The organism is Phycisphaerales bacterium, from assembly GCA_035627955.1.
GTDB lineage: Bacteria > Planctomycetota > Phycisphaerae > Phycisphaerales > UBA1924 > JAEYTB01.
Genome location: DASPKU010000019.1, coordinates 65,540 through 81,536, shown reverse-complemented (window position 1 = coordinate 81,536; position 15,997 = coordinate 65,540). Strand labels below are relative to the sequence as shown.

Below are 15,997 nucleotides of genomic sequence, written 5' to 3'. Positions count from 1 at the left end.
TCATCCCGCGGAAGTTGTGTTGCATCGGCGGGGTGGGTTGTCATGATGGGTGGATGCGGCTGCTGCACTTAATCGTGGCGGTTGTTGTGGTGGTGTGCGCGGGGACGGTTTCGCGCGGCCAGTGCACCATCGCGTGGTCCACTGAGAATCCGTTCGGTGGTGTGAACGGAGAGATGTACGCGATGGCGGTGTGGGATCACGACGGGCCCGGGCCGGACGGGCCGCAACTCGTCGTGGGCGGCAACTTCCAGTGGGCGGGAGCGGTGCGGGCGAGCAACGTCGCGCGGTGGGATGGTGAGCAGTGGCACGCAATTGGTGCGGGGGTCACATTCCAAATTCGGTCATTGGCGGTGCACGCTGATGGTCGGTTGATCGCTGGAGGTGGCGGAAGCGTGAGCACGTGCAGTGGCGGCGTCTGGGCTCCAATGGGGGGCTCACTCCCTGGCGTGCGGGCGGTGACAGTGCTGTCGAACGGAGACGTCGTGGCCGCGGGAGACATCGGGGCAGAGTCGGGGCGGGCACATGTGGTTCATTGGACCGGGACCACGTGGAAGCCGCTTGGAGAGGGATTCGACGCTCCGGTGGAATCACTCGCGGCCGTTGCCAACGGGACGCTGATCGCCGGGGGCGAGTTCAGCGGTGTCGGCAGCACGCCTGCGCGAGGTGTTGCACGATGGAACGGTGTGGCGTGGCAAGCATTGGGACCGGGGCTGCTCGCCGATGGGCCGCCGCACATCTACGCAGTGCGGCCGATGAGCGACGGCAGCATTGCCGTCGGGGGCCTCTTCAATTCAGCAGGCGGCTTGCCGGCGAGCAATGTAGCGCGATGGGACGGGACCGCTTGGCAGCGATTGGCAGGTGGATGTGATGGAGCGGTCCACTCGCTCCTGGAACTGCAGGATGGGCGATTGTGCGCACTCGGGAACTTCACCTCTGCCGACGCAGTTGCCGCACGGTCCGCCGCCGTGTGGGATGGTGTTACGTGGTCACCGATGGCGAATGGTGTCCGCCAAGGCGTGCTTACCGCGGCGCAGTTGCCCACCGGGATGATTGCTGCCGCGGGCGGAATGCTGCTCGGGGGAGCCATGATTCAGACGCCGCTGACGACGTGGAACGGGACACACTGGCTCGACACGCAGGAGCCGGCAGTCGGCGCCATCCAGGCGTTTGCTGTCGCTCCCGACGGCACGCTCTACGCGGGCGTTTATGGCATGTATGTGCTCCCTGGGCAGAACTCCTCCTTCGGTAGGTCGGGGGGAATTTACCGTCGCACGGGCTCGCAATGGGAGGTCATCGGTACGGGGACCACACGTCCCGACGCCATGTGCGTCTTGCAGAACGGCGACCTGATCGTTGCCGATCAAGGAATGACGAGTGTCAATGGTGTGGCGGTAAACAGGCTGGCCAGGTGGGATGGTGCGACTTGGTCGAGCTACGGCGAAGGGATCAACGGTCCAGTACTTGCAATGAGCGTCGCCGAGGATGGCCGCCTGTTGATCGCTGGCGACTTCACTGAGGCAGGCGGTAGCGCCGTGAACCGCATCGCATGGTGGGATGGCTCGGCTGCGACTCCGATTGGCTCCGGAATCACATCGGGGCAGGTCCGATCCGTGTCGATCGGGGAGGACGGAGCGATCGTCGCAAGCACAAACGCGATCTGGCGCTGGGACGGCTCAGGCTGGCATGTCGATGGGGGGTTTGGATTCGCGTCGATCCGGTCTGTAGTCGCTGACAGTCTGGGACGGTACTACTTCGCAGGCGGGGGCTTCGAGAACTGGTACACCGCTCCCGATGGATGGACATTCTCTCTCGGTATCCATTCGTTGCTGACCGGCCCGCCCAACTCGGTTTTCGCACGGTGGGGCGGAGTCGCGGGAGCGCCGAGGAATCCAGTTCAGAGCCTGCTAAAACGCAGGGATGGCGACTTTTTCGTTCTCTATCAGAGTGCAGCAGCAAACGAGCGGCGATTTGCGATGTTCGCACGGAGCTTCTGGCCGCAGCTCACTGCGGATGTAGGGCCGCGTGCCTGGGCGGTGGCCGAGCTGCCTGGAGGACGAATCGTCATCGGAGGCGAGTTTGAGAGCATCGGCACGATCGCAAGCCCGCGATTTGCAGAGGGTTTGCTTCAGAACATTCCGGAGTTCGTCGAGCACCCCCAGGACGTGCAGATGACGCAGTGCGAGACCGTGCAGCTACATGCGAGTGTGGCGGGCGGCCCGCCCCCCGCCTACCGGTGGATGTATGGACCTCATGAACTTAACGGACACTTCTGGGTTCAGAGCGCTGACACAAACACGCTCACGATCACGCGTCCTCCCACGAGCGTGAGCGGCAGTTCGATCCGTCTTCGAGTCACAACACCCTGTGGTAACTTCTACAGCGAACCTGCTGTGCTGACCGTGTTCTCACCCGCCGACTTCAACCGCGACGGCGACACCGGCACCGATCAGGACATTGAGGCGTTCTTTGCGTGCCTGGGTGGTACGTGCTGCGCGGCGTGCGGGAGTGCGGATGTGAATGGGGATGGGAACGTTGGGACGGACCAGGACATCGAGAGCTTCTTCCGCGTGCTGGGAGGCGGGGCCTGCTGAGTAGGTTCAGGGCGGGGGAGGGACGCGGCCGCATTCGGGGCAGGGGTCCGCGCGGGTGAGGTCCTTGCGGTAGTGGCCGCAGTGGTGGCAGAGGTCGGGGGTGGTGCCGCACTCGGGGCAGGGGGCGTTCGCGGGGGCGGCGTGGCGGTCGTAGCCACACTCGGGGCAGGCGGCGCTGGCGAGGCGGCGGCGGGCGACGCGGTGGGGGGCGGTGTGCCAGGCGAAAAGCAGCACGCCCCCTCCTGGAAGCACGATCAGCACCGCGACCAGCAACAACGTGGTGAGGAAGCCCTCGATCGCGGCGTAATAGAGGACGCTGATGAACATGCCCCCGATGAAGATCACCGCGAGGATGACGGGGAGGCAGGATTCGAGCGGCTTGGCTGGCGGGGTTCGCCCGGGCATGATGGGGAGGCTACCGCGCGGTGGGCGTGCGGCCGTGAGGGCGCGAGTCGCCGCCAACCCGGGACTTCGGCGAGGACGCCTCAGTCCCCGCGTCGTGAGGGTGCGCGGCTTCTTACGAATGTCGTGATGGATGGCGCAAGCACGTGCCATTTCGGCAGTTGTCGCCGGGCTGAGGCGGGGCTGCATGGTCGGAAACGCGGGTGAACGGCGGCATGAGAGTTGCACTGTCTCTCACGCCGGCCTTAACCCTCCCACCCGGGAGTGCCGATGAAGGCGGACCGAGCGGGCGGTGGGACTACCATCGGCGCTGGGGTGGTGGAAGACTGTTTGAGACGTGTTGGATTCACCTGGGCTGACCACAAGCCCGACAGGAACGACCTATGCCCGCCGCGAACGTGTCGTATCAGCGCACCCGCGAAATGACCATCGATGAGCTGCTGCTGGAGAACCGGATTGTCTTCCTGATCGGGGAGATCAACCAGGCCTCCGCGGCCCGCGTGATGATGCAGATGCTGTACCTGGAGAACCAGAAGCGCGGGCAGGAGATCAACTTCTACATCAACTCCCCGGGCGGGGCCGTGGACGACACGCTGGCGCTGTACGACACCATGCGGTTCCTCTCCAGCCCGGTGAGCACGTACTGCCTGGGCCGGGCGTACTCGGGCGGGGCGCTGCTGCTGACGGCGGGGGCCAAGGGCAAGCGGTACCTGCTGCCGCACGCAAAGGTGATGATCCACCAGCCCTACGGCGGGATCACGGGCCAGGCCGAGGACATCAAGATCCAGGCCGAGCAGATCATCAAGAGCAAGGCGGAGCTGACGCGGATCATCGCGATGCACACCGGCCAGCCGGTGGAGGTGGTGCAGCGCGACAGCGAGCGTGACAAGTACTTCAGCGCCGAGGAGGCGGTGAAGTACGGGCTGGCGGATGAGGTGCTGACCGAGCCCCCGAAAGAGGCGAAGCCGGCGATCTTTGCCCGGTAGTTGCCCAGTCCTATCAGTCCTCTGAGTCCCATGAGTCCTATCCGAACCATTCAGAGCCTCACGAAGACGAGTCTTACCTCGCGGCGCCCCGGCGCCGCGAGCGCGAAGGAACCTGAGATGTCCTACCTGGTGCCGATCGTGATCGAGAAGTCGCAGCGCGGCGAGCGCGCGTACGACATCTACTCCCGCCTGTTGAAGGACCGGATCATCTTCCTGGGCGGGCCGGTGACCGACGAAATCGCCAATCTCGTAGTCGCGCAGCTGCTGTTCCTCGCCAACGAGGACCCCAAGCAGGACATTCACCTGTACATCAACAGCCCGGGCGGCAGCGTGTCGGCGGGATTGGGAATGCTGGACACGATGAAGTTCGTGCAGTGCGACATCTGCACGTACATCATCGGACAGGCCGCGAGCATGGGCAGCGTGCTGGCGTGCGCGGGGACCAAGGGCAAGCGGTTCACGCTGCCCAACGCCCGCAACCTGATGCACCAGCCGCTGCTGGGCGGCGTCATGGAAGGCCAGGCCAGCGACATCGAGATCGAGGCCCGCGAGATGCTGCGGATCCGCGAGCGGCTGTACAACCTGTACGCCGAGGCGACCGGGCAGCCCTTCGACCGCATCGCGCGGGACTGCGACCGCAACAAGTGGCTGGATGAGAAGGAAATGCTCGAGTACGGGCTCGTGGACGCCGTGCTGGAGCGGATGCCCGAGCACAAGCGGAGCAAGGACATCGACGCGGAGTAACTTGGAAACCGGAAACCGGAAACCGGAACGCGGAAACCGGAATCAGACAGCGGAGAACGGAGAGCGGGCAACGGGACCTACCGTTCCCGGCTCTCCGTTCTCCTTTCAGGATGCTCGAATGAAGTGCGCTGCTCTCGCCGCCATCCCCCTCCTGCTGCTCGCCTCGTGCGGGACGGTGCGCGTCGGAGGTGAGCGGAGCATGTCCGAGGAGAACGACCGGCTGCGGTCGCGGGTGCACGAGCAGGCGGACCGTCTCAAGGCGCTCGAGGGTGAGAACGCGGAGCTGAGGGTGAAGCTGGCAGAGGCGCAGCGGGCCAACCAGGCCCCCGTCGCCGCGGAAGTGACGGATGCGCTGCCGCGGGTGACAGGGGTGAAGATCTCGATGCTGTCGGGGCTGTCGCCGGTGGACCGGTCGCAGCCGGCGAACGAGGTAACGGTGACGTTCCTGCCGCAGGATGGGCGGGGGCGGTTCACGCAGGCGGTGGGGACGACGAAGGTCGATGCGTACGTGACGCCGCGGGATGGCGGCGAGCCGCGCCGGATTGCAGGCGGGGAGTTCACCCCGACGCAGTTGCGGAACGCGTACCGGTCGGACGTGACGGGCACCTACTACCTCTTCCGGCTGCCGCTGGAGACCCCGATCGAGCGGGCGGGGGGGAACCCCGGCGTGCTGGTGCGGCTGGAGTTCACCGACGCCGTGACCGGCGAGGTTCACAAGGCGGAGCGGCTGCTGGCAGGGGTGGAGGCGCGGCCGACCGGGTCCGGTGGGGGTGAAAGACCCACGCCGCGGGCCGCCGGCGGGCCGTAAGCAGAGGGGATGCGAGCGAGCGCGATGGAGCCTGCGGCCAAGAACAACCCGGGCGGTACGCGTGTTGCGATCAGCCCTGCCGGCATGAGTGCCCTCTCCATCCCAATGCCGGACGACCCACCCGACCAAGTTGCCGCGCCCGCGGAGTCGCCCAAGCGCGACCAGACGCTGCAGGTGTTGACTGCGCGGGCGGCCAAGGGTGACAAGGAGGCCTTTGCCGCCCTGCACCACCGCCTGAGCGGGGGCCTGTTCCGCCTGTTCATGGACCGGACGGGGCGGCGGAGCGAGCTGGCCGACGACTTCTGCCAGAAGACGTGGGTGGCCGTGTGGCAGGCCCTGCAGGCGGGCAAGTACGACCCCGAGCGGGCGGCGATTTCGACATTCATCTACGCCGTGGGGTACCGGGTGTGGCTGCAGCACATGCGGAGCACAGGGCGGGCGAACGCGCACCTTGACGCCGCGGCTCCGGGGATGGCGGGGCTCGGGCTCGCGGAAGACCCGGCGGCCCAGACGAAGCTGGCGGAGCTGATCCAGTGCGTGCGGAACTGCCTGAAGGACGGCGACAACCCGGCGGGGCTGGACGACGAGGAGCGGTGGATTCTGACGGCCAGCAGCAGCGGCGTGACCGACCGAGAACTCGCGGCCCGGCTGGGGGTCGCTGCGAGCACGGCCAACACCCGTAAAAAAGCGGCTTACGACAAGCTCAGGCGGTACCTGGAAAAGCTGGGTCACCGCGCGGAATCTGCCGGTCAGTTGTTGCCGGGCGGGGAATAACTGCGTGGCAGCCCCCGGTGCTGGGCGGGTGGGCTGAGTGATTCGCGAAGGTGGCCCCCGATGAACGACCGCGACCTCAATGCACTGATCCGGATGGCCCAGGAGGTCGAGCAGCTGGAAGAGCCTGCGCCACTCCGGTTTGAGTGGGCGCAGGCGGACGCGGGGGCTCGGAAGCTGCACGTGCGCAAGGCCCTGGGCGGCGTGGCGGCGCTCGCGGCCGCGGCGTGCCTGGGCATTGCGGCGATTACGTGGATGAAGCCGGCGCCCTCGGGCGTGCCGGGGCCGGTGGCGACCAACAGCGGTCCGGCGGCGGTGCCGATCGACGTCAAGGTTGAGCCTCGTTCGGAAGGGCGCGATGTGGCGGTGCGGCTGGCGTCGGCAAAGGGGTCGTCTCCTTTGGGTGCGGTGCTGCTCGCCGTGTTCAAGGACTCCGAGGACCGGTGCTCGTGCATCCAGATCAACGGGGCGGACTTCAAGGGCGACCTGGCGAGCATCGGCAGCAGCGAGCTGGTGCGGGCCGCGCTGGAGAGCTCGTGCCACGAGAACCCGCAGGAAGTGCTTGTGATCGCGATGGAAGGTCCACGGGACCGGCTGCCCTCGAGCACGGCCGAGGCGGAGTTCCTGGCGGCGGCGGTGCAGAGCGGGTCGAGCCACTGCTCCGATGACGGGTGCCTGACGGAGACGACGGGGGCGTTCCTGCCGGAGGGTGTCCGGGCGGTGGCGGGGACAGTGGCGCTGCGGTAGGAAGGCAGACGCGGAGTGAGCGGATGAGGGCGGGCGACGCGGCGGTGGGGCCTGGGTTTGGGTTCCTGAGCCGCGTTGTTTTCTTGTGACAATCGATCCCCCGGCGAGGACCACCGAGATGAGGACATCTGGGTGGCACGGGATTGCACAGTTTTGCGCTGACCGGCCGATAAAGGCCGTTCGATGCGCGCTGGTCAGGTCATTGCCTTGGCGGTCATTGGGCTGCTCACCATCGGTGTGATGATGGTGAACTCAGCGACGATGCACGTGGAGGCGATGGGGGACCCCGCGGCTGGGGCGGTGACGACGTCGGCGTCGTCGATCATGTTCTCGCGGGCGACGGTGTACATGGCGCTGGCTGTGGGCGCGATGGCGTTCGCGGCGTTCGTGCCGGTGCGGCGGCTGGCCGGGTACGCGGAGGCGTGGGCGCCCCGCGCGTTCACGATCGTGCTGGCGGCGAGCGTAGGACTGGTGGCGTTCTGTGCCCTGGCGTACGTGCCGGCCCTGGAGCGGAAGATCAACGGCTCGCACCGGTGGATCCAGATCACCGAGACACTGTCGATGCAGCCCAGCGAGGTCGCGAAGTGGGCGATGGTGCTGCTGATCGCGCTGTACGGCGCGTCGCGGGTGCGGGTCATCCATGAGTTCTGGCGCGGGCTGGTTCCGGCGCTGTTCTGCGTGGGGCTGGTGGCCGGGTTCATCGTGCTGGAGGACCTGGGCACGGGCGTGCTGATCGGCGTCGTGGCGTGCCTGATGCTGCTCGCCGCGGGGGCACGCCTGCGGTACTTCATGATGGCGGTGCCGGTGGCGCTGATCGGGATCGCAGGGGCGATCATCACGAGCCCCTACCGCGTGAAGCGGATACTCGCGTTCATCGACCCGTACGAGGACCCCAAGGGGATCGGGTACCACACCATCCAGTCGCTGCTGGCGATCGCCAACGGCGGGGGCTTTGGGCGGGGGTTGGGGCACGGGCTGCAGAAGTTCAACTACCTGCCCGAGGACCACACGGACTTCATCTTCGCGATCATCTGCGAGGAGCTGGGCATCGCGGGGGCGGCGCTGGTGACGGCGCTGTTCGCGACGCTGGTGTGGACAGGGTTCATGGTCATGCGGCGCGAGCAGAACCCGCTGCTGCGGCTGGTCGTGCTGGGCGTGATCGCGACCGTGGGCGTGCAGGCGGTGATCAACCTGATGGTGGTGACGGGGATGGCGCCGACGAAGGGCATCGCGCTGCCGCTGCTGAGCTACGGCGGCACGGGCTGGATTCTCACGGCCGCGTCGCTGGGGCTGGTGATCTCGATCGACCGGACGCAGCACGAGGGCGTGGAGGCTGGGCTCGAGGAGGTGCCGATCAGTGCCGAGTCGCCGATCATCGAGGCCGCCCCGCTGCCGGTGGCGCGCATGACGCCCAGCGAGCCCGAGGTGGCGGTCCCGGCGGCATGAGCTCCCCCACTCCTCCTCCCCCACGCAAGCCCCCCACTGCTGCGCGAGTTTCGCACCCCATGCAGCGGAGTGCGCCGACAATCCTGTTCGCGGGCGGCGGCACCGGCGGGCACCTGTTCCCGGCGCTGGCGATTGCCGAGGAAGTGCTGGAGCGCAACCGGTGGGCCAAGGTGCGGTTCTTGTGCTCGGACCGGCCGCTGGACACGCAGATTCTGAGCGACGAACGGGCTGCCGATGAACGCATCGACTTTGAGGTGATCCCGGCAAAGCCGTTCGGGGCGCGCCCGCTCACCGCGCTGCGGTTCCTAAAGAGCTGGGGCGGTGCGGTGCGTGCGGGGCGGCGGGCGATTGAGGCGGCCCGCGCCGCGGCGAGCGAAGAGGGGCGGGTGTGGGTGGTGGCGGGCGGCGGGTTTGTGGCCGCGCCGGTGGTGCAGGCCGCGCGGGTAGAGAAGGTGCCGGTGCTGATGCTGAACCTTGACGCGACGCCGGGGCTGGCGAACCGGTGGATTTCGAAGCACGCAACGAAGATCGTGACGACCGCGCCAGTCGAGGGCGACATCGCGCGCGGTTGGGATCGGATCCCGCCGATCGTCCGGCGGGCAGCGACGGCGCCGGAAGCACCAGAGGACTGCCGGCACCGCCTGGGCCTCGACCCGCACCGGCCGACGCTGTTCGTCACTGGCGCGAGCCAGGGCGCGGCGTCGATCAACCAGATGATGGTGGCGCTGGTGAAGGCGCACGGCGCGGAGCTGAGCCGCGGGCGGTGGCAGGTGGTGCACCAGACGGGCAAGGCCGATACTGCCGCGATCGAGTCGGCCTACCGCGACTCGGGCGTGCCGGCGAAGGTGTTCGAGTTCAGCCGCGAGCTGGGCGTGTGCTGGGGCGCGGCCGACCTGGCGGTGAGCCGCGCCGGGGCGGGGAGCGTGGCGGAGGCCTGGGCCAACGGCGTGCCGACGCTGTTCATGCCGTACCCCTACCACAAGGACCAGCACCAGAAGAAGAACGCGGAGCCGCTGATGGCGGCGGGCGCGGCGGTGGTGGTTGATGACTTGATTGAGCCCTCGCGGAACGTGGAAGGGGCGGGGGCGAGGCTGATGGAGCTGCTGCGGGACGGGGGGAAGCGGGCGCAACTGAAGGCGGGGTTGAGGAAGCTGGGGGCGGCGGATGGTGCGGCGAAGGTGGCGGCGATGCTGCTCGCCAAGGCATAGGACCTATATGACTCATTGGACCTATGAGAGGGATAGGAACAATCAGGACAACGTGCGCTTGCCGAAATCAATCTTCATTGCCTGCTTGGCCATGTAGAGGGTTCCTTCGGCGACGGCGTTGGCTCGCTTGGTTCCCGCGCGGATGATGTCGATGACGGCTTCGTCGCCCCCCGGCTTCTCGTACTCCGCGCGCCGGGCGCGCATCGGCTCGAGCAGGCGGTTGATCGCCTCGGCGAGTTCCTGCTTCACGTGGCCGTCGCCGAGGTTGTCTCCGGCGGCGTAGCGGCGCTTGAGCTCGGCCACGCGGTCAGGGTCGGTGATGAACGCGTCGACGAACTTGAAGAGGATGTTGTTGACGTCGCCGGGCTCGGTGGGTGACTGCCGGCCGGTGGTGATCTTGTTGACCTTCTTCTGCACGTCCTTGGGCGAGTCGCTGAGGAAGATGGCGTTGCCGAGAGACTTGCTCATCTTCTGCGTGCCGTCGCCCACGCCGGGCAGCCTGCCGATACGGCCGATGAGGGCCTTCGGCACCGGGAACACGCCGCCCGCGTTGTGGTGCTCCTCGTCGGGCACGCGGTCGCCGACGTTGCAGTAGGTCTGGTTGAACTTGCGCGCCGCCTTGCGTGCCAGCTCGATGTGCGGCTCCTGGTCCTCACCCACGGGGATCAGCGTGGGGCGGAACGCGAGGATGTCGGCGCACTGCCCCACGGTGTACATCGGGAAGCCGAAGGAGTAGGAGTCGGCCAGGCCCTTGGTCTCAAGCTCGTGCTTGAGCGTGGGGTTGCCCATCACGTCGTTGAACTTCAGCAACATCGCGAAGAACCACGTGAGCTCGGCGATGGCGGGGACCTCGGTCTGCAGCACGATGGTGGAGCGCTGCGGGTCGATCCCGGCCGCGAGCCAGTCCTTGACGATCTCGATGGTGTCCTGGCGGATGTCCTGCGGCTTGTCCCAGCGGGTCGTGAAGGCGTGCATGTTCGCGAGCAGGAAGTAGCAGTCGTAGGAGTCCTGGAGGGCGACGCGCCGCTCGACGGAGCCGACCCAGTGGCCCAGGTGAAGGCGGCCCGTGGGAGTGTCGCCGGTGAGGATGCGGGGGCGGGAGTTCTGGGACTGGGGAGCGCGCGTGGGGGTCATTGGGCGGGAGTTTAGGGGCGTGGCGGGGTGTGCCGGGGCCGGGTCGTTGCGACAGGCAGCAGAAGGTCTATTGCTTCGCGGGAGGGGGCGGTATGCTGCGGTTTTCTAGAGGGGAGCATGCACGTGCGGAACGGTTTTATTGCAGCGGCGGCGGCGGTCCTCGCGTGCGCGGGCGTGGCGGTCGCGCAGGACTGCACGGGGTGGGCGGCGATCGGTGATCCGTCGCCGCGTTTGAGCCCGGCGATGAGCCTCGATACCGGGCGCGGCATGACCGTGCTGTTCGGCGGGGCCTCCGCGGCCGTGCTCAACTCGCCGGGCACGTTCTCGAGCGAGACATGGGAGCACGACGGCACGCGGTGGGTGTTCCGCACCCTCGATGGGCCGCCCGCGCGGATGAACGGGCTGCTGGCCTACGACCCGCCGCGCCAGCGGACGGTGCTGGTCGGCGGGACGATGCCGACCACACCGACGCCCAACCCGCTGATCACGTGGGAGTGGGACGGCAGCGTGTGGACGCAGCACGCGTCCGCGCCGGCGGTGAACACGAGCTCGGCGCTGGAGTACATGCCGGGCGTGGGGATGGTGCTGTTCGTGCCCGACACGGGCGGGGCCGCGGTTCAGATCTACCGATGGAACGGCGCGGCCTGGTCGCTGCACAGCAGTTCGACCACCCCGCCGGCCACCGGCACGCCGCTCGACGCGGCGTACGACCCGATCCGCGGGAAGATGATCATCACACGCGCCGACAGCACGCTGGAATGGGATGGAACCGCGTTCAACCCGATCGGGTCGACCATGTTCAACAACCCACGGGAGATTTGTTTCGTGCCCTCGCGCGGGCGGGTCATGGGGTTCGGCACCGTCGGGGTTCTGACGCTGTGGGAGCTCAGCGACGCAGGCTGGACGCAGGTAACCGGGCTGCCGGCAGGGATGGTGGTTTCCTCGCCACCAGCAGGTGCGGACCGCTTGGCCGCTGAGGTGCTGCCGGACGGGCGTCTGCTGGTGATGGGCGGGATTTCCCCCGACAACCGTCGCGTGAGCTCATGGCTGCTGGATGAAGTCGCGTTCTTGCCCCTCGAGCGGCCGGGGCCGATCGGGGCCGACGGGCCGGCGGTGGCGTTCGGTCCTGTGCGGGGCGTGAGCGTGGTGACCGGCGGCGAGGTCGCGGCGGGGGTCTACGACGACGCGGTGTGGGAGCTGCGCGGGGACACATGGAAGCAGCGCGGGACGCACACGCCCGGGGCACGCACGGGCGGCGTGATGGAGTTCCACCCGGGGATCGGTGGGTTGGTTCTGGCGGGCTCCTTCGGTGGTGACTCGCGGACCTGGTCGTACGACGGCGAGACATGGAACGCGATCGGTGCGGCACAGGCCATCGGCCCCTACGGGGCAATGGACTGGAACGCGGCGACTTCGCAGCTGCTGTTCCACAATCAGAGCGGCGGCTCAACGCTCGCGTGGAATGGGGCCGCGTGGGTCGGAACAGGGATCTTGGCCCCGGCCGGTTACGGCGGCTTTGAGTTCGAGCCTGTGCGTGGTCAGCTCATCGGTGCGGGGTTTTCCAACGGCTCTTCTCCTACCTATAGGCTCGTGGGCAGCACCTGGAGTGGGTTCACCCTGATCCCAACCGCGCGGACTACGCCGACATTGGTGTACAACGGGCGATTGGGCGGCCTGCTGCTGTTTGGTGGGCTCAACCCGCCATCAGGCGGGGGTAACTTCCCCAACCGCACCTACTTCCTTGGTTCGCAGGCGACGAACTGGGCGGAGTTGAACGAGCGCGGCCCGCTCGGGCGGACGCTCGCCGGTACGTCGCGCGACACCCTGAGCGAGCGCACGGTCATGCACGGCGGGCGAGGGATGGCGCCCTTTGACGCACGGTACCTGACGCGGGATACGTGGAAGTTCGCGACGGGCCCCGCCGCGGTGGCCGTGCAGCCGGTTGATGTGACGGCGCGGGCGGGTGACGCCGCGGAGCTGTTCATCATCGCCAAGGGCGGCGGGGTGCTGACGTACCGGTGGCTGCGGAACGGCGAGCCGCTGGAGGATGGTCCGCGCGTGAGCGGGGCGCACACCGACACGCTGGTGATCACCGGGCTCGAGGCGGGGGACATGGCCGAGTACCGTTGCCGCGTGTCGAACGCTTGCGCGGCGGAGACGAGCGCTCCGGCGCGGGTGCTGGTGGGGTGCACGGCGGACTTCAACGGCGACGGAGACGTCGGGACCGACCAGGACATCGAGGCGTTCTTCGCGTGCATCGGCGGGACGTGCTGCGCGACCTGCGGGCCGCAGGACTTCAACGCGGACGGCGACGCGGGAACGGACCAGGACATCGAGGCGTTCTTCCGGGTGCTAGGGGGCAGTGGGTGCTGAGGGGCAGACGCCCGGAATGTGGGGATATTTTGCGGATTGCGAGAAGGAACACCGGGGCGAGGAACGGGCGGATCACCGCTGCGGCGCTGGCGTGCGCGCACCTTGGCGTGGTGAGCGTGGCCGCGGGGCAGGTCGGGATCAGGGAGATCCCGCTGCTGCCGCTGCCGAACCTGCTCCAGTCGTCGGGTGAAGCAGTCACCCCGGACGGGTCCAAAGTGGTGGGCTACTGCGGGTACACGAACTCGGTGACGTTGTTAGTCAATGCCAAGCCCATCGAGTGGACGGTGCAGGGTGGCACGGTTACGCCCGCGGGGTTTCCAGCGAACCGGCTGCATGCGACTTTCCATGCTGTGAGCGGGAACGGGCAAGTCGCGGCGGGCTTCGGGTATGACGGCGCGTTCACGCTGCGGACACCGGCGGGGTTCCAGTTCCCGTCGATCGGGTCGTCGGATCAGCCACGGGTGCAGAGCGTGAGCCGCGATGGAACGACCGTGGTGGGATTCGTCATTCCGAGCTTCGCCTTCCGCTGGACGGCGACGGGCGGGTTCCAGACGCTCCCTGGCGCGAACGCGTGGGCCATGTGCGTCAGCGAGGACGGGCGCGTGATCGGGGGGAGGAGCAGCGCCGGAGCCACGCGCTGGGTGGACGGGGTGGCTCACCACTTCACCGAAAGCGGCTCGGGCGAAGCGTTGACCCCGGATGGTCTGACGATGGTGGGATGGAGTGGCATCCCGGGGCAGCAGACGCGGGCGTGGCGGTGGACTTTCGGCGGGCTGGGTCAGGAGCTGCCGACAGCGATCGAGCTCCCCGTGACGGCCGGACCTGATCTGGAGCTCAGGGCGTGCCTGGCGCTCGGAGTCAGTGACGATGGAAGCGTCATCGTTGGCCGCTGCCATACGAACAACCCGGCGGTGCCGGTTCAGAACCAGGTGACTGCCGCGGTGATCTGGACGGATAACCTCGGGGCGGTTGACCTCAACCGGTACCTGCCCGCGATCGGGATCGATCTGACGGGCTGGGACCTTCGACGAGCCCGGGGCGTGAGCGCCAATGGCCGGGTCATCGCCGGGAATGGATTTCTCAATGGCCAGGCTCGGGGATTCGTTCTGACACTGCCGGATCGCCTGTGCGCCACCGCCGACTTCAACAACGACGGGGACACCGGCACGGACCAGGACATTGAGGTGTTCTTCGCGTGCCTGGGCGGGAACTGCTGCGGGTCGTGCTTCCCCACTGCTGACTTCAACGGCGATGGCGACGCGGGCACAGACCAGGACATCGAGTCGTTCTTCAGGGTGCTGGGTGGGCATGCGTGCTGAGCTGCGCGTGCCGGTGGTGCCGCGTTGACGCCCTACGATCCGGCATGCTCGTTCCTGAACTTGGCCGAGTGGCTGGCGGTGTGATGAGGGGCGTGATGGGGGCGGTGCTCCTGTTGTCCCTCACCGGCTGCATGGGGCAGCGGTCGCAGCCTGACCTGCCCGTGGAGGCCGGCGTGATCACGGCGTACCCGTTCGCGCCGACGGCCCTGCGCATCCACCCGCTGACGCACATCGACCCGGGCTGGGAGCGCGAGGGTGAGGCGCCGGAGAACGCGCAGCTGATCCTGCACTTTGAGCTGCTGGACCGGTACGGGGACTCGGTGAAGGGATTGGGAAACGTGCACGTGGAGCTGTACCGGCCCGGCGGCGTGCTGCCCGGGACCGAGACGCAGGAGCTCGCGTGGGACGTGGAGGGGATGAACCTGCCGGAGGCGAACACCAAACGGTTCGACATGGCGACGCGGACGTACCGCGTGCCGCTGGTGGCGCCCACGTGGATCGCCGACACCGCGCAGAAGGAGTTCATTAAGATCCGCGTAACCATGCGGACGCCGGGCGCGGACGGCGAGCAGGTGCTCCAGGATGAGTTCGCAATTCAGGGCTGATCGGCCGCGCGAGCCCGCTTACGAGCTGCCGCCGCGCATCCGCTCGAGGCTCTCGGGGAAGGGGTAGCTGGGGAAGACGCCCACATGCCCGAAGCGCCACATGGCGGGGGCGGTGTAGACGTCGCCGCGGAAGCCAGCGTCGAACATGGTCTGGAGCACGGTCTCGAACGCGGGCTCTCTACCGTCAGGGCCCAAGAGACGGTTGGCCTTGGCGTTGAGGAAGCTCACCGCGGCCGCGGGCCAGCGGTCGCGCCGGTCGCCGATCATCTTGCTCACGGTGCGGAAACCGCGGGAGAGGTCCTCGAGCGAGAAGTGGTCCTTCTTCTTGGGCCGCAGGATCGCGAGGATGAGGATGGAGTCAAGATCGAACTTGAGCACGTAGGGCTCGCGGTCGGTGGCCGCGTGCACCCCGACGCTGTCCTGGAACATCTTGGCGTAACTTGTCACGGCCTTGCTGGACCACTGGCTCGTCGCCATGAGCTCGACGAGCTGGGCGATGATGCCGTGGGAGTTATCCGTGTCGTTCACGCCGCAGACAACGGTGCGGTAGCGGCCGTCGATGAGGTCGCGGAGCAGGTCCTGGCCCCAGAGGATGCGGATGCGGGACTGCGGCACGACCTTGCCTGGCTCGCCCGGCAGCAGGGTGACCCGGTCCGGGAAGAGCTCGGACCGCAGCAGGTCCTCGCCGGACTCGTCGTAGAGGCGGACGGGGGTGTGCTGGGAACCGTTGCCGGGCTTGGGCTGGGCGGGTGCGGTCGTTGCGGGCATGAAGGTCTCCTGTCGCTGGAACAGAGTACCTCACGGTTTCATGACCTGTTTGCCACCAGCTGGGATGAAGGCGGCAAGTGCAAGCGGGAGCGGAA

At 67.7% G+C, this 15,997-nt stretch carries 14 protein-coding genes; 11 read left to right on the top strand and 3 right to left on the bottom strand.

Annotated features, from left to right (window positions below; translation table 11 throughout):
- Positions 1–53 precede the first annotated feature (53 nt).
- On the top strand, positions 54–2,591 hold the full coding sequence (locus VD997_15070; protein ID HYE63311.1) for an immunoglobulin domain-containing protein: 2,538 nt from the start codon (positions 54–56) through the stop codon (positions 2,589–2,591).
- Positions 2,592–2,597: 6 nt separating this feature from the next.
- Here the strand turns inward: VD997_15070 and VD997_15065 are convergent, their stop codons facing one another.
- On the bottom strand, positions 2,598–2,996 hold the full coding sequence (locus VD997_15065; GenBank protein HYE63310.1) for a hypothetical protein: 399 nt from the start codon (positions 2,994–2,996) through the stop codon (positions 2,598–2,600).
- Positions 2,997–3,376: 380 nt separating this feature from the next.
- On the opposite strand from VD997_15065, the gene VD997_15060 reads away from it, so the two are divergent.
- From VD997_15060 to VD997_15030, 7 genes are all read left to right on the top strand, one after another.
- Entirely contained in the window at positions 3,377–3,979 is a 603-nt protein-coding gene (locus tag VD997_15060) for an ATP-dependent Clp protease proteolytic subunit (protein HYE63309.1), read from the top strand.
- Positions 3,980–4,009: 30 nt separating this feature from the next.
- Positions 4,010–4,723: an ATP-dependent Clp protease proteolytic subunit gene (locus VD997_15055; GenBank protein ID HYE63308.1), complete on the top strand. Its 714-nt coding sequence runs from the start codon at positions 4,010–4,012 to the stop codon at positions 4,721–4,723.
- Positions 4,724–4,841: 118 nt separating this feature from the next.
- The gene (locus tag VD997_15050) at positions 4,842–5,531 is read left to right on the top strand and encodes a hypothetical protein (GenBank protein ID HYE63307.1); all 690 of its coding nucleotides are present in this window, start codon (positions 4,842–4,844) and stop codon (positions 5,529–5,531) included.
- A gap of 9 nt (positions 5,532–5,540) precedes the next feature.
- Positions 5,541–6,305 (top strand): RNA polymerase sigma factor, encoded by a 765-nt coding sequence (locus VD997_15045; GenBank protein ID HYE63306.1) that lies wholly within the window; start codon positions 5,541–5,543, stop codon positions 6,303–6,305.
- A gap of 60 nt (positions 6,306–6,365) precedes the next feature.
- Complete coding sequence (locus VD997_15040; protein HYE63305.1) at positions 6,366–7,049, top strand: hypothetical protein; 684 nt, start codon at positions 6,366–6,368, stop codon at positions 7,047–7,049.
- Between the two features lie 183 nt (positions 7,050–7,232).
- Complete coding sequence (locus VD997_15035) at positions 7,233–8,495, top strand: putative peptidoglycan glycosyltransferase FtsW (protein ID HYE63304.1); 1,263 nt, start codon at positions 7,233–7,235, stop codon at positions 8,493–8,495.
- Positions 8,496–8,554: 59 nt separating this feature from the next.
- Positions 8,555–9,703 (top strand): UDP-N-acetylglucosamine--N-acetylmuramyl-(pentapeptide) pyrophosphoryl-undecaprenol N-acetylglucosamine transferase, encoded by a 1,149-nt coding sequence (locus tag VD997_15030; protein ID HYE63303.1) that lies wholly within the window; start codon positions 8,555–8,557, stop codon positions 9,701–9,703.
- Between the two features lie 42 nt (positions 9,704–9,745).
- Here the strand turns inward: VD997_15030 and trpS are convergent, their stop codons facing one another.
- Positions 9,746–10,837: a tryptophan--tRNA ligase gene (gene trpS / locus VD997_15025; protein ID HYE63302.1), complete on the bottom strand. Its 1,092-nt coding sequence runs from the start codon at positions 10,835–10,837 to the stop codon at positions 9,746–9,748.
- A gap of 117 nt (positions 10,838–10,954) precedes the next feature.
- Between trpS and VD997_15020 the strand changes: the two genes are divergently transcribed.
- From VD997_15020 to VD997_15010, 3 genes are all read left to right on the top strand, one after another.
- Positions 10,955–13,210: an immunoglobulin domain-containing protein gene (locus VD997_15020; GenBank protein ID HYE63301.1), complete on the top strand. Its 2,256-nt coding sequence runs from the start codon at positions 10,955–10,957 to the stop codon at positions 13,208–13,210.
- Positions 13,211–13,320: 110 nt separating this feature from the next.
- Entirely contained in the window at positions 13,321–14,529 is a 1,209-nt protein-coding gene (locus tag VD997_15015; GenBank protein HYE63300.1) for a hypothetical protein, read from the top strand.
- 44 nt (positions 14,530–14,573) lie between these two features.
- Entirely contained in the window at positions 14,574–15,134 is a 561-nt protein-coding gene (locus tag VD997_15010) for a hypothetical protein (protein HYE63299.1), read from the top strand.
- Positions 15,135–15,152: 18 nt separating this feature from the next.
- Here the strand turns inward: VD997_15010 and VD997_15005 are convergent, their stop codons facing one another.
- Positions 15,153–15,902: a hypothetical protein gene (locus VD997_15005; protein HYE63298.1), complete on the bottom strand. Its 750-nt coding sequence runs from the start codon at positions 15,900–15,902 to the stop codon at positions 15,153–15,155.
- Positions 15,903–15,997: the final 95 nt, after the last annotated feature.